14 protein-coding genes and 1 pseudogene are annotated in these 21,045 nt (G+C 72.7%); 10 read left to right on the top strand and 5 right to left on the bottom strand.

Annotation, left to right across the window (positions count from 1 at the left end; translation table 11 throughout):
* Nucleotides 1-264: 264 nt before the first annotated feature.
* Nucleotides 265-2,706 carry a glycoside hydrolase family 3 N-terminal domain-containing protein gene (locus V5E28_RS13975; protein ID WP_336207273.1) on the top strand — a complete coding sequence of 814 codons (2,442 nt, stop codon included), beginning with the start codon at nucleotides 265-267 and terminating at the stop codon, nucleotides 2,704-2,706.
* A complete protein-coding gene (locus V5E28_RS13970; protein WP_336207272.1) occupies nucleotides 2,690-3,700 on the top strand; it encodes a LacI family DNA-binding transcriptional regulator in 1,011 nt (336 codons plus the stop codon). The genes V5E28_RS13975 and V5E28_RS13970 overlap by 17 nt, the downstream gene beginning before the upstream one ends.
* Before the next feature lie 57 nt (nucleotides 3,701-3,757).
* Here the strand turns inward: V5E28_RS13970 and V5E28_RS13965 are convergent, their stop codons facing one another.
* Nucleotides 3,758-5,824: a WD40 repeat domain-containing serine/threonine protein kinase gene (locus tag V5E28_RS13965; RefSeq protein WP_336207271.1), complete on the bottom strand. Its 2,067-nt coding sequence runs from the start codon at nucleotides 5,822-5,824 to the stop codon at nucleotides 3,758-3,760.
* Between the two features lie 66 nt (nucleotides 5,825-5,890).
* On the bottom strand, nucleotides 5,891-6,421 hold the full coding sequence (locus tag V5E28_RS13960) for a hypothetical protein (protein ID WP_336207270.1): 531 nt from the start codon (nucleotides 6,419-6,421) through the stop codon (nucleotides 5,891-5,893).
* A 132-nt stretch (nucleotides 6,422-6,553) separates the two neighbouring features.
* Here V5E28_RS13960 and V5E28_RS13955 point away from each other — a divergent pair, with 132 nt between their 5' ends.
* From V5E28_RS13955 to V5E28_RS13945, 3 genes are read left to right on the top strand one after another with little or no spacing between them, the layout of a single operon-like run.
* On the top strand, nucleotides 6,554-6,787 hold the full coding sequence (locus V5E28_RS13955; RefSeq protein ID WP_336207268.1) for a hypothetical protein: 234 nt from the start codon (nucleotides 6,554-6,556) through the stop codon (nucleotides 6,785-6,787).
* 53 nt (nucleotides 6,788-6,840) lie between these two features.
* Nucleotides 6,841-8,829: a GAF domain-containing sensor histidine kinase gene (locus tag V5E28_RS13950; protein ID WP_336207267.1), complete on the top strand. Its 1,989-nt coding sequence runs from the start codon at nucleotides 6,841-6,843 to the stop codon at nucleotides 8,827-8,829.
* Nucleotides 8,822-9,475, top strand: a complete 654-nt coding sequence (locus V5E28_RS13945) for a response regulator transcription factor (protein WP_336207266.1) — start codon at nucleotides 8,822-8,824, stop codon at nucleotides 9,473-9,475. Before V5E28_RS13950 ends, V5E28_RS13945 begins: the two co-directional genes overlap by 8 nt.
* 59 nt (nucleotides 9,476-9,534) lie before the next feature.
* Here the strand turns inward: V5E28_RS13945 and V5E28_RS13940 are convergent, their stop codons facing one another.
* Nucleotides 9,535-9,777 carry a hypothetical protein gene (locus V5E28_RS13940; protein WP_336207265.1) on the bottom strand — a complete coding sequence of 81 codons (243 nt, stop codon included), beginning with the start codon at nucleotides 9,775-9,777 and terminating at the stop codon, nucleotides 9,535-9,537.
* A gap of 77 nt (nucleotides 9,778-9,854) precedes the next feature.
* Between V5E28_RS13940 and V5E28_RS13935 the strand changes: the two genes are divergently transcribed.
* Nucleotides 9,855-10,175 (top strand): hypothetical protein, encoded by a 321-nt coding sequence (locus tag V5E28_RS13935; RefSeq protein ID WP_336207264.1) that lies wholly within the window; start codon nucleotides 9,855-9,857, stop codon nucleotides 10,173-10,175.
* A gap of 23 nt (nucleotides 10,176-10,198) precedes the next feature.
* Here the strand turns inward: V5E28_RS13935 and V5E28_RS13930 are convergent, their stop codons facing one another.
* The gene (locus V5E28_RS13930) at nucleotides 10,199-13,189 is read right to left on the bottom strand and encodes an AfsR/SARP family transcriptional regulator (protein WP_336207263.1); all 2,991 of its coding nucleotides are present in this window, start codon (nucleotides 13,187-13,189) and stop codon (nucleotides 10,199-10,201) included.
* Nucleotides 13,190-13,623: 434 nt separating this feature from the next.
* On the opposite strand from V5E28_RS13930, the gene V5E28_RS13925 reads away from it, so the two are divergent.
* Nucleotides 13,624-14,820: a phospholipase D-like domain-containing protein gene (locus tag V5E28_RS13925; RefSeq protein WP_336207262.1), complete on the top strand. Its 1,197-nt coding sequence runs from the start codon at nucleotides 13,624-13,626 to the stop codon at nucleotides 14,818-14,820.
* A 119-nt stretch (nucleotides 14,821-14,939) separates the two neighbouring features.
* Nucleotides 14,940-15,137: pseudogene (locus V5E28_RS13920) on the top strand (transposase); the annotation flags it as partial.
* 282 nt (nucleotides 15,138-15,419) lie between these two features.
* Here V5E28_RS13920 and V5E28_RS13915 read toward each other — a convergent pair.
* On the bottom strand, nucleotides 15,420-18,299 hold the full coding sequence (locus V5E28_RS13915; RefSeq protein WP_336207261.1) for an AfsR/SARP family transcriptional regulator: 2,880 nt from the start codon (nucleotides 18,297-18,299) through the stop codon (nucleotides 15,420-15,422).
* Nucleotides 18,300-18,643: 344 nt separating this feature from the next.
* Between V5E28_RS13915 and V5E28_RS13910 the strand changes: the two genes are divergently transcribed.
* Together V5E28_RS13910 and V5E28_RS13905 are read left to right on the top strand one after the other, a co-directional pair.
* On the top strand, nucleotides 18,644-19,744 hold the full coding sequence (locus V5E28_RS13910) for a HesA/MoeB/ThiF family protein (protein WP_336207260.1): 1,101 nt from the start codon (nucleotides 18,644-18,646) through the stop codon (nucleotides 19,742-19,744).
* Nucleotides 19,741-21,003 carry a hypothetical protein gene (locus V5E28_RS13905; RefSeq protein ID WP_336207259.1) on the top strand — a complete coding sequence of 421 codons (1,263 nt, stop codon included), beginning with the start codon at nucleotides 19,741-19,743 and terminating at the stop codon, nucleotides 21,001-21,003. Before V5E28_RS13910 ends, V5E28_RS13905 begins: the two co-directional genes overlap by 4 nt.
* Nucleotides 21,004-21,045 lie beyond the last annotated feature (42 nt).

Below are 21,045 nucleotides of genomic sequence, written 5' to 3'. Positions count from 1 at the left end.
GGCCGGGGGGTGGCCGCGGCTCGCTGATCATCGGACGGACCGGCTTTTGAAACATTTACGAAATGACCGTGGCACGCCAATCTAAGTATCGGGAATTGGTGTGTCAAGGATTGGTCGCCGAGTGGCTGAGTGAGAGCGCCAGGTGGCCGTGTAAGGTACTTCCGTCAGGGGGTTGTACTGGCTATATGGTGTCGGAGAGGTTCCTCGGCAGTCTCGAAACATTTCGAAACCTGCGGTAAGAACGTGCCCTAAGGAGAGCAGCAGATGACGGCTCTAGATCGGACCCCACCGGCGGGCCGGGCCCTTCGCCCGTGGCAGGACCCGGCGCTCCCGGTGGCCGACCGGGTCGAGGCGCTCCTTGTGGAGATGACGCTGGAGGAGAAGGTCGCCCAGCTCGGCAGCCGGTGGGTCGGCAACGACATGCGGGCCGCCGACCATCCCGAGCCGATCGCCGATCCCGACGCCTGCGGGACGGTCAACGTCGCGCCGATGCAGGACGTGTTCGCGGCCTCCGGGACGATCCCCTTCGAGGAGGCGACCCGCCACGGGCTCGGCCACCTGACGCGCGTGTACGGCAGCGGGCCCGTGACCGCGGCGGAGGGCGCGGCGGAGGTGGTCCGGCTGCAACGCTCGATCATGGAACGCACCAGGCTGGGCATCCCGGCGCTCGTCCACGAGGAGTGCCTCACCGGATTCACGGCCTACCGCGCGACCGTCTACCCCGCGGCCATCGCCTGGGGCGCGACCTTCGACCCCGACCTCGTGGAGCGGATGGCCGCGTCCATCGGGCGGGACATGCGCGCCGTGGGCGCGCACCAGGGACTGTCGCCGGTGCTCGACGTGGTGCGCGACTACCGCTGGGGCAGGGTCGAGGAGACGATGGGCGAGGACCCCTACCTCGTCGCGACGCTCGGCGCCGGCTACGTCCGCGGCCTGGAGAGCGCCGGGATCATCGCCACGCTCAAGCACTTCGCCGGCTACTCCGCCTCGCGCGCGGCCCGCAACCACGGCCCCGTCCCCATGGGCCGCCGCGAGCTGATGGACATGATCCTGCCGCCCTTCGAGACGGCCATCGTGCTGGGCGGCGCCCGCTCGGTGATGAACTCCTACGCCGACGTCGACGGCGTCCCCGCCGGGGTCGACTCCTGGCTGCTGACCGACTTGCTGCGCGAGCAGTGGGGATTCACCGGGACCGTCGTCTCCGACTACTGGGCCGTCCCGTTCCTCGCCACGATGCACGGGATCGCCGCCGACGCCGCCGACGCGGGCGTCCAGGCGCTCACGGCCGGCATCGACGTGGAACTGCCCGACACCCTCGGCTTCGGCCCGCATCTGGTCGAGCTGGTGCGCCGGGGTGAGCTGGCGGAGTCGCTGGTGGACCGGGCGGCACGCCGCCTGCTCACCCAGAAGGCCGAGCTCGGGCTGCTCGACGAGGACTGGACGCCCGAAGGGTCGGTGTCCGGGGCCGCCACCGTGGACCTGGACTCGCCGGACAACCGGGCGCTCGCCCGCGAGATGGCCGAGCGGTCGGTCATCCTGCTCGACGCCGGCACCGCGCTGCCGCTGCTCGGAGAGGGACGCCCGGAGCCGCGCCGGGTCGCCGTCGTCGGCCCGTGCGCGACCGACCCGCGCACCTTCATGGGCTGCTACGCCTTCCCCAACCACGTGCTGCCCCGCCATCCCGGCCTCGGGCTCGGCATCGACGCGCCCAGCCTCCTCGACGCCCTGCGGGCGGAGCTGCCGGACGCCGAGATCGTGCACGAAGGTGGCTGCGACGTGCGGGAGGAGGACCGCTCCGGGTTCGCGGCCGCGGTGGCCGCGGCCCGCGACGCGGACATCTGCGTCGCCGTCGTGGGCGACCTCGCCGGCCTGTTCGGGCAGGGCACCTCGGGTGAGGGCTGCGACGCCGAGGATCTGCGCCTGCCCGGAGTGCAGGCGGACCTGCTGGCCGAGCTCACCGCCACCGGCACCCCGGTCGTCGTGGTCGTCGTCTCCGGCCGCCCGTACGCGCTGGGCGAGGTGCACGCCGGAGCCGCCGCGCTCGTCCAGGCGTTCATGCCCGGCGAGGAAGGCGGGGCCGCGATCTCCGGCGTGCTCTCCGGCCGCGTCCAGCCCGGGGGCAGGCTGCCCGTGCAGATCCCCCGCCTGCCGGGCGGGCAGCCGGGCACCTACCTGCAGCCCCCGCTGGGCGCCAACAGCGAGGGCATCAGCAACCTCGACCCGACACCGCTGTTCCCCTTCGGATACGGCACCTCCTACACCAGCTTCGAGGTCGGCGACCTGCGGATCAGCGACGCCGAGGTGCCCACCGACGGTGAGTTCACCGTGTCGGTCCGGGTCCGCAACACCGGAGGCAGGGCCGGTGACGAGGTCGTCCAGCTCTACCTGCGCGACGTGCTCGCCCAGGTCACCCGGCCGGTGAGGCAGCTGACCGGGTTCGCGCGGGTCGAGCTGGAGCCCGGGGCGAGCGCGGACGTGCGATTCCACGTACACGCAGACCGGACCGCCTTCACCGGGCGAGACCTGCGGCGGATCGTCGAGCCGGGGGACGTGGAAGTGCTGGTCGGCACGTCCGCGGCCGACCTGCCCTGCCGCGGTGTCGTGCGGCTGACCGGCCCGACCCGGCCCGTCGGGAGCGGGCGGCGGCTCCTCACACCCGTGGACGTGAGTCCGTCACAGGAGGGAAGCGATGCCCGACAGTCCTAGGCGCGCCACGCTGGCCACCGTCGCGGCCTCGGCCGGTGTGTCGGTCGCGACGGTCTCCAAGGTGCTCAACGGCCGCAGCGACGTCGCGCCGGCGACCCGCTCCCTGGTGCAGTCGCTGCTGCAGCGGCACGACTACGTCGCGCCGTCACCGCGAGGCGCCGTCGGGCTGACCACGGTCGAGGTTCAGTTCGACACGGGCTTCAACGCCTACTCCACCGAGATCATCCAGGGCGCGGTGGAGGCCGGGGCCGAAGCCGGAGTGGGGGTCGTCGTCAGCATCCGCAAGAGCGCCGACCGCACCGCCGGGTGGGCTCGCGACCTGATCTCCGCCGGGCGGCGGGCCCTGATCGCCGTCACCAGCGAGCTGACCGCCAGGCAACTGGCCGCCCTGTCCAGGGCGCGCCTGCCGCTGGTCGTGATCGACCCGCTGAACCTGCCGCGCACCCGCGTGACCAGCATCGGGTCGACCAACTTCGCCGGCGGCCTGGCCGCGACCCAGCACCTGCTCTCCCTCGGGCATCGCCGCATCGCCTACATCGGAGGTCCGGCGACGGCGGACTGCAACCAGGCACGACTGCACGGCTACCGCGCCGCCATGGAGGCCGTCGGCGTGCCCGTGCCCGACGGTTACGTACAGACCGGTCAGTTCCGCTACCAGGACGGCGTGCTGGGTGGCGCGGCCCTGCTGGATCTGCCGGGAGCACCGACGGCGATCTTCGCGGGCTGTGACGAGATGGCGCTCGGCGTCATGGAGGCCGCGCGGGCGCGCGGCCTGCGCATTCCCGACGACCTGAGCATCGTGGGCTTCGACGACACCCAGATCGCCAAGATGGCCTCCCCGCCGCTGACCACCGTCCGCCAGCCGCTGCGCGAGATGGGCAGGGTCGCCCTGCGCACGGCGCTGCGCCTTGCCGCCGGCGAGCAGATCGACTCCCACCACGTCGAGCTCGCCACCGAGCTGGTCGTCCGCGGATCGACGGCTCAGGGGCGCTGACCCCGTGTTCGCGTAGTCCTCCAGCGCCGTGGCGTGCTCCGCGTCGAGTCCGGGCCGTCAGGCCGGACCGAGGCTCCACACGCGCAGCGCCCGTTGCTCGTCGGCGCCCACGATGACGGTGCGGCCGTCGAGTTCGCCCAGTGCCAGGGTGCGGATCTCGCCGCCGTCGCCGGGGCCCAGGATTCCGATGATCTCTCCGTCGTCCAGGTTCCGGACGCGGACGATGGCGTCGCCGCCCGCCGGGGTGTGGCTGACGGCCGCGATGGGCAGGTCGCCCAGCATGCCCACGGCCAGCGCGCCGGCGCCCCGGTCGTCGGGGCTCTGGTCGCTGAACGTCCACCTCTTCCTGCGCTTGCCGGTGGCCAGGTCGTAGACCCGCAGCGTGGCGTCCAGGTGGGTGGAGACGAGGACGGGCCTGCCCTTGATCCGGCCGCAGGCGAGCTGCTCGATGCCGCCGATCTCGCCGGTGTGGAAGGAGTGCGTCAGCTTGCCGGTCGACAGGCGGCGCACCCGGATCCGCTCGCCGCCGTCTCCGGTGACGAGCACGTCCTGTTCACCGAGCCTGCCGAAGGCCAGGGCTTCGACGCCCTGGAAGTGGTCGGTGATCGTGGCGCCGATCCGCTTGCCGGTGGAGATGTCCCACAGCCGTACGACGCTGTGGAGGTCGGTCGTGCCGTCGTACTTCTCCGTGACCGCGACCGCCCTGCCCGCGGCGACCGTGACGGCGATGACGGGGTCGCCCGCCCGGTGCGTGGCGAGGCTCTCGCCGGCCAGGCTCCACAGCCGCATCCTGCCGTCGGCGTGGCCCGAGGCGACCACCCGCGTCCCGCCGAGGTCGCCGGTCGCCACGGCTGTCACCGAGCCTCCTCCGTCACCGAGCCGGGTGGCCGCCGCCGTGCCCATGTCCCAGGCGAGCACCGCGCCCTTGGCCGTGCCGCAGACGACGGTGGCCGCGGTGGCGGCCAGCGTCGTGGGGTCACCGCCCGCTTCCGGCAGGGGGACGGGCTCCTCGATCGGCGTGCCGAAGGGCTCGGCCGTCGGGGTCGGCGAGCCGCCCACCGTCCTCGTCCCGCCGTCCGGCTGGGGGACGTCGCCGTTCGGCCGTAAGGCGTCGCCGCCGGGCCGGACGACTTCGCCTTCCGGACCTTCCGGACGGAAGACGGCGAAGGCGGACACCGCCACCGCAGCGGTGGCGGCGACACCGCCGGTGATCAGGACCCGGCGGCTGACCCGCCTGGGCCGGCTCGGCGCGGTCTCCGCCTCCGCCGTGGACGCGGGTGCGGGTGCGGGAACGGGATGGGGGTGCGCCGTCGGCCCCGGATGCCTGATCAGCCGCTGCAGCAGGTCCGCCGTGGTCGGCCGGGCCGCCGGGTCCTTGGCCAGGCATGCCCGGATCGGCTCCAGCAGGTGAGGTGGCACGCCCACCAGGTCGGGGGAGCCGCTCAGGATCTGGTGCAGGATGGCGGGCACGGTCTCCCCCGCGAAGGCGGGGCGGCCCGTGGCGGCGAACATCATCGTGCCCGCCCAGCTGAAGAGGTCGGACGCGGGCCCGATCCGCTCGCCCCCGAACTGCTCGGGCGACATGTAGGTGGGCGTGCCGATCGGTCCGGAGGCGCCGCGGGTGGTCGCGTCGAGCGCCTTGGCGATGCCGAAGTCGATGACGATCGGGCCTTCCGGGCCTATCAGGACGTTGCCCGGCTTGAAGTCGCGGTGCACGATCCCGGCCTGGTGGATGGCCGCCAGCGCCGTGAGGGTGGAGATCGCGAGGCGGTCAAGCGCGCCGCCCGTCCGGGGGCCCGATGAGCGGACGAGGGCCTGCAGCGTCTCGCCTGGCACGTACTCGCTCACGATGTACGGCCGCTCGTCGTGCATGCCGACGTCCAGCACGGCCGCCGTGCAGAACGCGGCCACCCTGCGCGCGGCCTCGACCTCGCGCAGGAACCCCTTCGTGACGTCGTCGTCGTGGCTCAGGTGGCTGTGCAGCAGCTTGACGGCGACCTCGCGGCCGGTGTCGCCGACCCCTTGGTAGACCACTCCCTGCCCGCCGGAGCCGAGGACACCGGCGAGCCGATAGCCGCCGATCCGCTCGGGATCACCGGGCCGGAGCGGGCGGACGTGCGGCATCCGACTCCCTTTCTTCGGCGATTCACACGATAAGGGGCGCGATTCGGCCCCGGAAAGGCGACCCGGTCACCCGCCGGGCCCCGTCGGGTCGATCGGCGCGCCGTCGCCGTTCTCGGGGAGGTCTCCACGCTCCACCTGGCTCGGCGGGGGAGCGGGCGTGCCGTCGCCGACGGCCGGCCGGGCGCCTTCGGCCGCCCGCTTCAGCACGCCCCGGTCCACCTGCCCGGCGGCGGAGATCAACCGCACGTGGTGGTCCGCGCGTACGGCCGCGTACTCCTGGCGGCCCTCGTGCTCGGTGTACCAGCCGTCGCCGTCCCGCTCGCAGGTGCCGAGGCAGGTGTACGGCCCGCGGTCGATCCGCATCTCCACCTGCTTGCCGTCAGGCGCGGTGTAGACGGCGCCGAACCCCTCCTCGCCGACCGCGCCCACCGACTGCTCGGCCAGCTCGTAGCCCGGCAGGTCCACCACGTACATCAGGTCGGGCGCCACACCCTGCCGCCGGGCCTGGTCCAGCACGGACTGGCTCAGGGCGGCCCCGGACCCGCAGCCGGTCAGCAGCGTCACCGCCAGGAGCACGACCGCGAGAGCACGAGACATGCCTCAGAGTCTGGCCCACGACCGTCGCGAACGGGTATCGGCGGGAAAACCGCTGGCCGCACTCCTGGCCCGCCTTGCTACGATGAGCGATCGAACCGCTACTCTCCGCGATCCCCTCTCCTGGAGTCCAGTATGCGCATTACGTTCGGGTCGTTCGCCGTCTCCATGGCGGTCTTCGCCGCTCTCCTGACGCTGCCCGCCGGGGCCTCCGCCGATGTGGACGCCAAGCGGTATATCGGCTCCTACCACTCCGAAGCGGGCTGCCGGGAGGCAGGCCGCGAGGGGGTGCGCAAACGGCGCTGGTCCAACCCCACCTGCGTCAAGTCGATCCTCGACATCAGCACCTGGGACCTTTGGGTGGACTAGCGCCGGGCCTGGCCGCCGTCCGGTCGCACACCCGCGGCGCGCACCTCGCAGGGATGGCCGCTGCGGTGCTGCTCGCCGTCCTGGTCGTGCGGTTCGCGGTGGTGCCGCCAGGCCCGGTGCGGCCGGGTGAGGCGCGGCTGACCGCCGAGGTGATCCGGCTGGTCGTGGGCCTGCCGGTGTGCGCGGTCGCGGTGTTGCTGCTGGCCGATCGCTACGCCGCGCGCCGTGGCGGGCTGGTCCTGGCCGCCGGGGTGGTGTGGATCGTGCCTCCGGCGGTGTCCGACGCGCTCGCGAGCCTGGGCGGCCAGACGGCTCCGGTCGCCGGGGCGGCGATCCTGCTGGGCGCGGCCGGGACCGCGTGCCGGCCGCTGACCGTGCTCCTGCTGCCCTTGTGCCTGCTTCCCGGCTCGTCCCCCAGCAGGCTGCGACGCGCTGTGGTCCTGGCTGCCACCGCCGCCAGCCTCCAGTACGCGGTGATCTGGGGCCTGGGCACACCGGGCCTGCCCAGTTTCCCCAGCCCGTGGTCGGCGACCGCGCCCGGCGGATGGGCCGCCGAGCTGCTGCACGACAGTCAGAACGTGCTGGACTGGACGATGCCGGCGTTGACCGTGGCGGTGACGGCGGATCTGGCCCGCAACGCGCTCAGAGCACCTGCCGGGGAGGGGCGCGGAGTCCGGGGGCTGATCGCCGTGGCCTACCCGGGCTACGTCTGCCTGCTGCTGTCGGACCTGTGGGGGGAGCGCTGGACGGTCGTGGCGCGAGCGGCCGGGGTGACGCTGTGGGTCGCCATGATCTGCCTCGCGGCTGCCCGGGGCGGCATGTGGCGGCTGGAGCGGGTCACCAGCCATCGCCTTGCCCGCGCGTTCGTGCTGGCCGTGTTGATCATCGCGGCCACCTGCGCGGCGATGGGTGCCTGGGCGGCCGTTCCCGCCGTCCGCAGCGCGGTCACGGTGGTCGTCGTCGGCGGCGCGCTGGTGGCCGGCTGGGCCGCCCGGCCGGTCGTACGGCACGCCGTGATGGCGGTCGAGCGGGCCTTCTACGGGCCGCGCGCCCGCCCGCACGAGGCCGTGCGGGCCCTGGCCGCCCGGTTGCAGCAGGCCCCGCATCCCGGCGACGTGCCCGAGCAGATCTGCCGCAGCGTCGTGGAGGACCTGGGCCTGTCCGGGGCGGCGATCAGCGTCGAGACCCGTTCCGGCCCGCGCGTGCTGGCCGCCGCCGGTGCCCCCGTGAGCGGTCCCGGGCAGGTCTTCCCGCTACGCCACCACGGGCAGGTGGTGGGCCGCCTGGAGGTGGCGCGCGACGGCGCGAGCACGCCCGCCGAGCGCGACAGCGAGCTGCTGTCGCTGCTCGCCGACCAGGCCAGTCCGGCGCTGGCCGCGCTGCGGCTGGCGGAGGAGGCGCAGGCCGCCCGCGAACGCCTGGCGCTGGCCCGCGAGGAGGAGCGCCGCCGCCTGCGCCGGGAGATCCACGACGGCCTCGGCCCGCAACTCGCCGCCGTGCGGCTCCGGCTGGACGTCGCGCGGGCGTCCAGCCCGCCGCACTCCGCCGCGCACCCGCACCTGTGCACGGCGGCCGACGGGCTGGGGGAGGCGATCACCGAGGTACGCCGCATCACCGCCGGACTGACCCCCGCCACTCTGGTCGAACGCGGGCTGCTGGACGCCACCCGGGTCCTGGCGCACCGCCTCAGCACGGACGCCGCCCGCGTCACGGTGATCGACCCGCCCGCGCCGCTGCCCGCCCTGGCGCCCGCCGTGGAGACCGCCGCCTACCGCATCGCCGCCGAGGCCGTGACCAACGCCGTACGCCATGCCGGCGCCGGTCACGTGCAGGTGGCCTTCACCACGGAGTCCGCCGCGCTCACGGTCACGGTCACCGACGACGGCACCGGCATCGCCGCGGACGCCGTGCCGGGCACCGGCCTGGCCTCGGTCGCCGAACGCGCCGAGGAGATCGGCGGCACGGCCAGCGTCGACACCGCTCCGGGCGGCACCACCGTGACCGCCACCCTCCCCACCTCCACGGAGACCATCCATGAGTGACGCCTGGCGGGTGCTGCTGGTCGACGACCATCCCCTCTTCAGGGAGGGGCTCGCCGCGGCCGTGGATCTGGACGGCGAGTTTACCGTCGTGGGGCAGGCGGCCACCGGCGAGCAGGCTCTCGCGGAGGCCGCCCGCACCGCCCCCGACCTGGTGGTCATGGACCTCGGACTGCCGGGCCAGTCCGGCATCGAGGCCACCCGCCTGCTCCTGCGCGCCCATCCGGACATCCGGGTCCTGGTCATGACGATGTCCGAGGACGACGACAACCTGCTGGCGGCGATGCGCGCCGGCGCGCGCGGCTACCTGCTCAAGGGCGCCACCCGCGAGGAGATCCTGCTCGCCCTGCGCACGGTCGGCCGGGGCGGCGCGGTGTTCGGCCCGCACCTGGCCGAACGCCTCGCCTGCCTGTTCGCCGCCTTCTCCGGCGCCCCCGCCAAGCAGGCGTTCCCGACGCTCACGGCCAGGGAGCGCGAGATCCTCGACCTGCTGGCGCAGGGACTGAGCTACCGGCAGATCGCGCAGCGGTTGTTCGTCACGGACAAGACCGTGCGCAACCACGTCGGTTCGATCTTCGCCAAGCTGCAGGTGCACGACCGGGCCGCGGCGATCGTGCGGGCCAGGGACGCCGGTCTGGGCTCGGGATGACCGGAGGGGACGCCATCCCGAGCCCGGTGGCTCCCGCCATCACGGGCGGGAGCCGGGCCTCATCGATCGGTCCACAGGTTCCACAGCCAGCCCTCGGCGCACTTGTAGTGCGACCAGTGCCCGCGGTCGACCCCTTCCTGGCCGGCCGTCACGCAGTCGCTGTGAAACCAGAACTTGCCCCGATGCACGGGCAGGTCGACGGCCGCCGCCATCGGCTGCGCCTGGACGCTTGCCGTGGCGGTGGCCTGGGGGACACCGGCCGCCGCGATCAGGATCCCGGCGATGGTGAGCATCCGCTTCATCGTTGTTTCCTTCCTTGAGGTGCTGAGCACCGGTTCTTCGAACACGAGAAGCCTCACCCGCCCGGCGTCCTGGGCACATGGGCCATCGGCCACATCCCGGCCCGCCCTATGACCGGGTGTCCGGCGAGCCCGCCGCGCCCTCGGCGGCCGGCGCGGTGGTGCCGGCGGTGACGGCCGGCCCGGAGGGCGAAGAGGGGTCGTACAAGGCCACCCCGCTGTCGCTGTCGGGTGACTGGCAGGTCGGGTGGGGGTCGGCTGGGGGGACCTGGCGGAGTCGTTCATCGAGCGCCGCTACCACTCCTGCCTCAGCGACGGGTCCCCCGTTCCTCGGCCTGCTGCCGGAGGACCAGCCCGCGCCGCGCCCCGGGCCGCCCAGGGCACGCGGCCCAGCGGATTGACGCGCCCTCCGAACCGCGCCGCCCTACACCGGGTGGTCGCGCCGCATCTCGGCCGCTTCGGGGGCGCCGAGATCGGCGAACAGGGCCAGGGCGCGCTCCCGGGCCGCCATCGCGGCGGCCCGGTCACCGCGGGCCGCGTGCGCGTCCCCGAGGGCCCGGTACGCCCGCGCCCGCCACAGTGGCGCGCCGATCTCGTCGAAGATCCCGGCGGCCTCGGTGAGGTAGCCGATCGCCTGCTGGAACTGCCCGTACCTGTGGTGGACGAGGCCGAGCGCGGTCCTGATCCGGCCGTCGGTGAGGGGCTCGCGCAGGGGCCGGTTCAGGGCCAGGGCCTGCCTGAAGAGGCCGGCGGCGGCGCCGAGCGCCCCGGTGCGGAGGCGGACCAGCCCGAGCCCGTACCTCGCCTCGGCCTCCTCACGGGGATCGGCGAGGTTCTCCGCGATCGCGAGCATCTCCTTGAACGCGGGCTCGGCCTGTTCCGGCTCTCCGGCGGCGAGGTGGAGCTGCCCCAGCCAGTACAGGACCTCGGCGTGGATGCGCCGATCGCCGCCGCGACCGGCGGTCAGCGCCCGCTCCAGGTGCGGCCGGGCCCGCTCCAACTGGCCGATCTCGACCAGGAGTTGCGCCAGCGAGCGCAGCAACAGGACCTCCGCGCCGAGATCACCGGAGGCGCGATGGGCTTCGAGCGCCTCCTCGTGCAGCGCGGCGGCGTGGTCGTAGCGGCCGATCATGCCGTCCACGTGGGCCGCGACGCCGAGCGCGTACACCAGGCCCTGCCGCTCGCCGATCTCGCGGAAGGTCCGCACCGACTCCTCCAGCACCGTGGCGGCGCCCGCGTAGTCCTGCCGGTAGGCGCCCAGCAGGCCGAGCCCCATGAGCATGGTCGCCCGGCCGCGTGCGTTGCCGGTCCTGCGCGTGCACGCCAGCGCGGCGTCGAGCGTCTCCTCCCAGTCGTCGTTGTGCCCGCGCGTGAGGAACAGCGTGTAGCTGCTGGCCACCAGATCCCAGCACAGCTCGTCGAGTTCGGCCGCCGCGGCCTGGTGCACCGCCATCACGAGGTTGAGCCGCTCGGTGTCGTACCAGGCGAGCGGATCGGCCGGCGACTCCGGCAGGGCCCTGGTCCAGCGCGGCGCGGTGCCGTGCAGCGTGGCGAAGTCGCCTCCGGACACCGCGATGTGCGCGCGCTCGGCGAGCGCCAGCCAGCCGCCGAGCGCGCGGGCGATCGCCGGCCGCGGATCGTCGGCGCGCGACTCCCTGGCGAACAGCCGGACCAGGTCGTGCAGGCGGTACCGGGCGGGTCCGGCCGACTGGAGGAGCTGCGCGTCCACCAGCTCCTCGATCAGCGGCGCGGCTCCGGCCGGGGTGGCGTCCAGCAGCGCGGCGCATACCCATGAGCCGAACTCCGGCGCGTACAAGTGGCCGAGCAGGTGAAAGAGCCGCTGGGAGGCGGCGCTGAGCCTGCGATGGCTGAAGGACAGACCGGCCCGCACCTCCAGATCGCCGTACGTCAGCTCGTCCAGCCGGTGGCGCTCGTCGGCGAGACGGCTCGCCAGCTCCGACAGGGGGCGGCCGGGATGAGTGGCCAGCCGGGCGCCGGCGATGCGCAGCGCGAGCGGCAGGTGACCGCAGAGCCGGGCGAGCTCGCGGGCGGCCTCCGGCTCCGCCGCGATCCGGTCGCGGCCGGCGACGCGGGCGAGCAGGTCGACGGCCTGCCCGGTCTCCAGTACGCCCAGCTCCACCAGCCGCGCCCCCGGCAGCCCGGCCAGCCTGGAGCGGCTGGTGATCAGCACGGCACACCTCGGCGTGCCCGGGACGAGCGGCCGGACCTGAGCCTCGTCGACCGCGTTGTCCAGCACCACCAGCATCCGCCGGTCGGCCACCGCGGAGCGGTACTCCTCTGCGCGCTCCTCCAGGCCCTGGGGTATCTCCGCCCCGTGCGCGCCGAGCGCGCGCAGGAACCGGGCGAGCACCTCGACCGGCTCGGCCGGGCGTGCCTGGCCGCCGCCGCGCAGGTCCACGTACAGCTGCCCGTCGGGGAAGTCATCGGACAGGCGGTGCCCGAGGCGCACGGCGAGCGCCGTCTTGCCGACCCCGGCCTGCCCCGCGATGGCCACCACCATGACGGCGGTCGAGCCGTGGGAGTCACGCAGCAGTGTTTCGAGCCGGTCGGCGAGGTCGTCGCGCCCCGTGAAGTCGGCGATGTCCGGCAGCAGTTGCCGAGGGCGGACCCGGCGCGGCTCCGCCTCCGGGCTCGGCGGGTCGAGCGTCCCCGTGAGGATGGCCCGCTCCAGGTCACGCAGCTCGGCGCCGGGTTCGAGCCCCAGCTCGGCTACGAACGCCGCGCGCGTCCTGCGGTACTCCTCAAGGGCATCGGCGGTACGCCCGCTGCGGTGCAGCGCCGTCATGAGGAGCGCTCGCGGGCCCTCCCGCAGCGGGTGTTCCTCCACCAGCGCCGACAGCTCGCCCGCCACCTCGTGGTGCCGGCCGAGCCGCAGTTCGAGAGCCAGGCACTCTTCGAGCACGGCCAGCCGCTCCTCGTGCAGCCGTCGCGCGTGCGTGACCGCGAAGTGGCTGTCCAGGTCGGCGAGCGGCGTGCCCCGCCACAGCGCGAGTGCGGCGCGCAGGCGGGCAGCCGCCTCGGCCGTGCGCTCCGCCCCGGCCAGCCGCCGCCCCTCCTCGACGTGCTGGACGAAGGAGAGCGCGTCGAGCTCGCCCGGCGAGACGCGCAGCAGGTAGCCGCCTGGCCTGGTCTCCAGCGTCTGCGGGGGGACGCCGCCGGCGACGAGGGTCCTGCGCAGGCGGCCGACACTGTTCTGGACCTGCCTGCGCGCGCTGCTCGGCGGCCGGTCCAGCCACAGGGACTCGACCATGGTGTCCACCGGCACGAGCCGGTTGGCGGACAGCAGCAGCACCCCCAGCAGCTCGCGCTGGCTGCGCCCCGCCACGGGCACCGGACGCCCGGACGCGGTCACCTCCAGCGGACCGAGCACCCCGAACCAGGCAACGCCGTACACGCCGTCCTCCGACTACAGCGGCCCCGAGATCACGGCGAGCGTAACGCGTTCTCCCTATCTTCACCCTTCCCTGGCTTGACAGATTTGGTAGTGAATTTCTTGAAATCTCGCAAATATCGGAGAATTGCCTGCTCTGTGCCGACGTCCCCCGTTGGCCATCCCGGCTACGGCGTTGCCTCGGCAATTCGCCGCCATTGATGGGATCCGGTCCTGTTCGCCGAAGTTCGGGCGCGAGTGAACACCTTGCCCTCGCCGCCGGCGCAGGCCTCCAGGCTCTGACCCGCAGAGTGCCGGTTGGAGGAGATGTTTCCGCGCCGTTACCCCCGTTTTCGGTCTGCCGTTTCCGAAGTCGCAGTCGGCGGGGCAAGGATCACTCCCCGAAAGAACCGGCCGGCCCCGTCCGGGACCGGCTATGCCCCTCGAAGGAGTGATCCATGCACCGCAGACCACTGACCGTGCTGGCGGCAACCGCTGTGGCCACCCCCGTGCTGGCGCTGAGCGGCACGGCGACGGCGAGCGCCGGCGTCTGCGCGGACGCGCCGGAGACGCGGGTGGCCACCGGTGCGGTCTTCAGCGAGCCGGTGGGCGGCGACCCGGTCGCGATCGTGCGCAGGATCTGCGCGCTGGTCAAGCAGACACCGCCGGGGGCGCGCATCCAGGTCGCCCACTTCGTGATGTCTGGCACCGCGGGCTCCGAGTTCGCGGCCGAGCTCGTCAAGGCTCACCAGCGCGGCGTGCAGGTGCAGGTCATCCTGGACGGCGACACCCGTGGCGGCACGGTGGCGGCGCAACTCGCGGACGGACTGGGCACGGACACCTCGGCCGCCTCGTGGCTGCACGTGTGCACCGGCCCGCCCTCGGGCGGCACGGCCGCGTGCATCGGCGACAAGGGGCAGCACAACAAGTTCTACCTGTTCTCGCGGACCGGCCGGGCCTCGGACGTGGTGGTGCAGTCGTCGGCCAACCTCACCGACCTGAACTCCACGACGTACTGGAACAACGCGGTGGTCCTGCCCGGCAACAAGCGCCTCTACCGGGCGTACGAGGGCTACTTCAAGGACCTGGCGGCCGAGCGGAAGAACCTCGACTACTACCGCGTCGTCAACACCGGCTCGTCCGGCGGCTCGGTGCGCGCCCACTTCTTCCCCAAGGCGGGGACGGACGCCACCACCGATCCCATCGTCGACTACCTGGGGAAGGTCTCCTGCAAGGGCGGCCGTACGACCATCCGCGTCGGGATGTCGGAGTGGGACACCTACCGCATCGCCATCCCCCAGAAGCTGACCGCCCTGGCCGCCGAGGGCTGCACGGTCAAGGTCGTCTACGGCATCATGGACGACGAGGTCAAGCAGGTCCTGCAGGCCGAGCCGCGCGTCGAGCTGCGCACCCTGGGCACCGGCGGCGGGCTGCCCGGCCGCGTCCACTCCAAGTATCTGCTCGTCGAGGGCTCCTACGACGGCGACCGCCATGCCCACTGGGTCTTCACGGGCAGCCACAACTACAACGAGACCTCGCTGCGCCGCAACGACGAGACGCTGCTCCGGCTCAACGACCAGACCGTCTACCGGCAGTACGTCGCCAACTTCGACGCCATGCGCGCGGCGGCCGTCCCGGTTACCCCGGCGACCTGAGTGGTGGTGCTGGCCGCCTCGACACACGACAACGTCGCGGGGATGGCCGCCGACCAGTTCCGAATCACGGGTGTACTGGGCGATGACCGACGTGATGTCCCGTCGGCTGAACCGTGGCCCGCGAGGCGGACCTACCCCACCTCCACAGCTTCCGCACCGGCCTCGACCAGGACCGCGCCGCCGTCAACGCAGGACTCACCCTCCCGCATCACAACGGCGGCACCGAAGGCGTCAACAACAAGACAGAAATGATCAAACGACAGATGTACGGACGGGCTGGCTTCCGGCTGCTACGCCACCGGATCCTGCTCGGGTGACATCACGATCAGTCACCACCGTTTCTGCGACAGAGCCCCTGGAGTGATACCCCCATGCGCTCGGGGTGAATGCTTACGATGCGCAGACAAGCCGCCGCCATACGCTGAAGCCCGCAGGCTCCTTCTCGGAGTGGTCGCGGTCAAGTTGCTGCGGCAGGAGAGCTGGTCCGGGCAGGAGCGGGGGGTGGCGGCGCTCAGCCGGTCGCCTTGAACGTCGCCGGTGGGCTGACGCTCTTCACGGCTTCGGCGGCGGTCCTCCCCGGTTGTCGGAGTGTGGCGATCCTAAACCGATGGTTCTTCCGGATCGGTCAGCCCGTCGATTCGGGCACGGAGTGCGTCGGCGTCCCCGGGGGCGAGCTCGACGACGAGGTCGAGTGCTTGGCGGAGGGCGGCGCGGCCCTCGTGCAGCCGGCCCGCCGCCAGCTGCGCCTCGCCCAGCCGCCGCAGGGTCCGCGCGCCGAGTGCGCGCTTGCCGCGCTGGCGCCACGCGAGAGATCGGCGGTAGTAGGAGATCGCCTCCTCGTACTGACCGAGCAGGTGATGGAGGTGGCCCAAGCTGTCGAGGGTGGCGGACTCGCCGGGCAGATCGTTCAGCTCGCGGTGGATGGCCAGGGCCTCTTGGCAGCGGCGCAGCGCCTCCTCGTACGCTCCGCGCTGGGCGTGGAACCAGCCGATGTTGTTCAGGGCCCTGCCCTCGCCCGCGCGGTCGCCGGCCGCCTGATAGAACCGGAGCGCCAGCACGCTCAGGTCCAGCCCTTCCCCGTACTGGCCGCGACGGTCCTTCAGAACGCTGCGATAGATGAGGCAGAGCGCCTGACCAACGTGATCACGCAGTCCGCCGAACAGGTCGAGCGCCTCGCGCAGGTGGGATTCGCTCGTTTCGTCCTGGCCCAGCCGGATGAGGGCCTGGGCGAGCCCGACGTGGGCATGGGCCTGCGCGGCGGGGTCGTTCAGCCGCGCCGCCGCCTCGAGCGCGATGTGATGCATGGCGACCTGGTCATCGGAGCGCCCCTCCTGGGACAGGAAGCCCCAGCAGGCGCCGGCCAGTTGCCAGGCGTGCCTGTCGAACCCGAGCCGCGCGGCGTGCCGGATGGCCGCCAGGAGCGTCCGGTGCTCGCGGGCGAACCAGGCCTCGCTCTGCGCGCGGTCGGTGATGCGGGCCAGGACCACACCGGTCCGCGGTGGCGCCGGGGCCAGGGGTACGCGGTGGTACAGGTCCAGGAGCCTGTCACCGAGGCGGGCGCTGTGCAGGTAGTGGTCGAGGAGCCGGTGCAGCGCCTCGTGGCGCTCCGCCTCGGAGTCGTGCTGGCGGGTCAGCTCCTCGGCATAGGTCTGGAGCAGGTCGTGCCAGCCGTAACGCCCCGGGGAGCGCTCCGTCGCCATGTTCGCCCGGGCGAGCTCGGTCAGCAGGCGGCGGGCGTGCCGTACCGGGATCCCGGCCAGGCTGGCCGCCGCGGTGGTGGAGATCTCGGGCGTCGGCAGGAGGCCGCGCAGGCGGAACAGGCGTGCGGCGTTGGGGGAAAGCGCGCGGTAGGACCAGGAGAAGACGATACGCATGTTCGTCGAGGCGTCGCCGCCGTCGAAGACGTCCAGACCGTCGACCCGTCCGCCGTCAGCGCGATCGTCGTCACCGTCGTCACCGTCGTCATCGTCGTGATCGGTGGCCCCGTGGAGGCCCGAGATCAGGGGGCCCAGAGGGAACGCCGGGCGGGTGTGGGCGCGGGCGGCCACGATCGCCAGGGCCAGCGGCAGCCCGGCGCACCGGGAGACGATGTCGTCGACCGCGCGCGGCTCGGCGCCCACCTTCGCCACACCAAGCCGGCGCGTCAGGAGCTCGCGGGAGTGCTCGGGTGAGAACAGCCCGAGCGACAACGTGTTGGCGCCCTCCGCCGCGACCAGGCCGATCAGCTCGACGCGGCTGGTGACCAGTGCCAGGCAGCCGGGCGCGTTCGGCAGCAGCGGCCGAACCTGGTCGGTATCGAGGGCGTTGTCGAGCAGGATCAGCATGCGGCGCTCGGCCAGCAGGCTGCGGTAGAGCCCGACCTGCGCCTCCAACGTGGCCGGCACCATCTCGGCGGGCACCTGCAGAGCGTCCAGAAAGAGCCGCACCGCCTCGGCCGGCGGCCGGGCGACGTGGGTGGGCCCGTACCCCTGGAGGTTCACGTAGAGCTGACCGTCGGGGAACCGGTCGCGGGCCCGGTGCGCCCAGTGCACGGCCAGGGTGGTCTTGCCGACGCCGCCGGTTCCGGTGATGACACAGGGAGCCATCACCTGCGTGGAGGGTGAGGAATGGGAGGCCGCCGGGAGCGTGAGCCGGTCAAGGGCGGCCAGCTCCTCCTCGCGGGCTGTGAACAGCTCGGTGTCCGGAGGGAGGTGGCGCGGCACGGCGATGACGGCCGCGGGAGGCGTCGTTCCTGACGTGTCCTCGCGGCCGGCGAGGATCGCCTGGTGGAGGCGTTGTAGCTCGTCTCCGGGCTCGATGCCCAGCTCCTCGGCGAACCGGCGCCTGACACGACGGAAGACGGCCAGCGCCTCGGTCCTCCGGTCGCAACGCACCAACGCCGTCATGAGCAGGGACACCGGCCGTTCCCGCAGCGGGTTCTCACCGACCAGGGCCGTCAGCTCCGCCGCGACCTCCTGATGGCGCCCCTGCCGGAGGTCGAGCGCGGCCCGCCGCTCCAGAGCCGCCAGCCGCTCCTCCTCGAGAGCCGGTACGACGACGTCGGGCAGCCACTTTCCCGCGACGTCGGCCAGTGGTGCGCCCTGCCACCACGCCAGTCCCTCGCGCAGCAGCTCTATGGCGCGTTCCGGCTCCTGCTCGCCACCGGCCTCGCGTACCAGCTCCCTGAAGCGGTACAGGTCGATGCGGTCGCGCTCCACCGTCAGGCAGTAGCCGCGGGCCGAGGTCGCCAGCTCGACCGCCGCGTGCGGCGCCAGCAGCCGGCGAAGCCTGGAGATGTGCCCCTGCACGGCGTTCCGGGCTGACTCGGGCGATTCGGCGCCCCAGATCGCGTTCTCCAACCGCGCTACGGGCACGGGCCGTCCCGTTTCGAGCAACAACATCGCCAGCACGGTCCGCTGCTGGGCGCTGGAGGGGCTGAGCCATCGCCCGGCGTCCCACACTCCTACCGGTCCCAGCAGTCGGAACTCAACGCCGTCCACGGTCAATCTTTCTTGTCTCCAGCCACCCGGTGCCTCCGCGCATGCCCTGCATGATCACCGAAGCCTAACCCCGCCTCAGCTGAAAATAAGCGCCATATCAGTACCAAGGTGCACTGTTTTCCCAAGTGGCACTCAAGCCGCACAAACCTCACGAGGAGCAACATCATGGAGATCAAGGTCAAGAAGGTCGAATCCGTCAAGGCCACCCAGAACCCCGCCACCTGAGGCACTGACACCGCCTGGCGATTTCTCTCGCGGGGAGGGAGCGGAGAACGACGCTCAGATCATGCGCGCCGTCGCCTCTCCCCGCGAGGCCCGACATGCGTACTGGCGCGGGAGGCACGATGCGTGTGGCGTTGAAGGAATGTGAATGGGAGCAGGCCGGCGAGGACCTGGTGGTGGTCTTCGACGCTCGTGAGGCGATCACACTCAGCGATCCCGACGGGCAGGTGGCCGCGCTCCTGAGCGAGTTGCGCCGGGCTCCCCAGACCGCGGCCGAGCTGAGCACCGCCCTCGGCGGGCACGGGTTCGACGTCTCCGAGGAGGACGTCGGCCAGGGCCTGAGCGGGCTCGACTCGCTGGGCCTGGTCGAGAGCGCCGACGGCAGAAGCCTTGGTGACCCGGGCGAGGACGAGCGGCAATTCTCCAACCTGAGCTTCTACGGAAGCTACGCCGCACTGAACCGCCACCGCGCCGGGTTCCAGCGGTCGATGCGGGAGGCCCACATCCTGGTGCTCGGTGTCGGCGGAGGCGGCTCCTCCCTCGTTCAGTGCCTGGCCGGGCTCGGCGTCGGCGAGATGACGCTGGTCGATCAGGACCGCGTCGAATCCCGTAACTTCGCCAGGCAGTTCCTCTACCGGCATGCGGACCTCGGCCTGTCGAAGGCCGAGCGCGCGGCCGCCTGGGTGCGCGACTACGACCCCAACATCAAGGTGAACGCCGTCGACCGCTGGATCTCCGCCCCCGAGGACCTCGCGGATCTGGTCCAGGGCATCGACCTGATCGCGGGCGGCCTCGACGGCCATCCGCACGCCAACCTCTGGGCGAACGAATCCGCGGTCCGGGCCGGAGTCCCGTACGTCCTGGGCGGCGCGAACCGCACGCAGGTGATGTATCTGTCCGTGGATCCGGGCCGGACACCGTGCCTGGCCTGCGATTACGAGGACCGGCCCATCGGCGACGGCTCGGAGGCGATCGCGTACCGGCTCGTGGAGAACATGAAGCTGAGCAACCCGCTCACCGGGCCGATGGCGATGCAGGTCGGCTCGCTGCTCGCGTTCGAGGCACAGCGCTACCTCACCGGGTACGAACCGCCCCGCGCGGCCGGGTTCCGGGTAACCCTCGATCTTCGCAAGGGCCTGCTGCCCGAGTGGCAGGCCCTGCCCGCCAACCCCGATTGCGAGGTCTGTCGGCTGGCGCCGCCGCGCGGGGGTGCAGGCCGGTGACCACCACTCCCGGCACAGGCACGGGCACGGTCAGGCTCCGGCCGCTCAGCGTCGTGCCCGAGGGACAGAACGAGGTGCTGGTCGGCGACCCCGCCACCGGCACGTTCGTCACGATCCCGGCGGTCGGCGGAGTGGTGATCGGCGCCCTCCAGCGGGGGGCGAGCCTCGAGGAGGCGGCGGCCGAGGCCGAGGAGTTCGCCGGTGAGCCGGTGAACGTGCCGTCGTTCGTGGAGGTACTCGGGGAGCTCGGCTTCCTGGCCGATGACGCCGGTGACGAGTCCTCCCAGACGCCGGAGCCCGTACGCACGGCGCCCATCCAGGCCCGCCGGTGGATGACCAGCGTCAGCCCGCAGGCCGTACGCCCCTTCTTCGGCCGCGTGGCCTGGGCCTGCTACGCCGGCTGCCTGCTCTTCGCGCTGGGCGTCTTCGCCCTCCGACCGGCCTTGATCCCCGACCCGGCGCGGGACGCCTTCCCCTTCGATGACATCGGGCTGAGCGCACTGGCCTGGCTGCCTTTCGTCTGGTTCGCGGCGGCCAGCCACGAGGTCGGCCACTGGCTCGGCGCGCGGGCACTCGGCATCCAGACCCGCTTCGGCGTCGACCGCCGCATGATCATGCTCGTCTTCGAGACGGACCTCACCCAGCTCTGGACGTTGCCGCGTCGCCAGCGGTACGGCCCCCTGCTGGCGGGCCTCGCCGTGGACTCCGCTCTGCTCGCCGTGCTGCTCGCCGGCCGGCTCCTGATCGACATCGGCGCCTGGCCGGCCCCGGAACTGGTTGGGTCGCTCCTGGCCGCCTGGGTGTTCATCAAGGTCATGCAGATGCTCTGGCAGTGCCTGGTCTTCCTCCGTACGGACCTCTATGCGGTGCTGGTCAACGCCCTCGGCTGCCGCAACCTGTGGCGTGTGAAGTCGCTGATGCTGCGGCGGGCGTTCGGCCGGCTGACGCCCGACGAGGCCGAGGAACTCGCGGACGCCAGCGAGGCCGACCTGCGTGCCGGGCGCTGGTTCCGCTGGGTGTGGCTGGCCGGGGGGCTCGGTGTGGCCGTCTGGTTCTGGCTGCTGCTGCTGCCGGTCTTCGTGGAGGTCCTGCGCTGGGCGGCAGAAGGTCTGGCCGAGGGGCCCCTGACCGCCGGGTTCTGGTACCGGCTGCTCTGCGCCGGCCTGCTGCTCGGCCCCGAGACCCTGGCCCTGACGCTGGCCTTCAGGGAGTACGCGGGGCGGCTGGCCGCTCGGTGGGGCAGAGCACAGCAGTCGTAGCGACTCCGGGCCGCTCGACCGTCAGGAAGACCGGGTGAGCCT

It is taken from the genome of Nonomuraea sp. LPB2021202275-12-8 (assembly GCF_037044575.1).
GTDB lineage: Bacteria > Actinomycetota > Actinomycetes > Streptosporangiales > Streptosporangiaceae > Nonomuraea.
The sequence above is the reverse complement of the archived record's forward strand: the minus strand, read 5'-3'. Positions and strand labels throughout refer to the sequence as shown.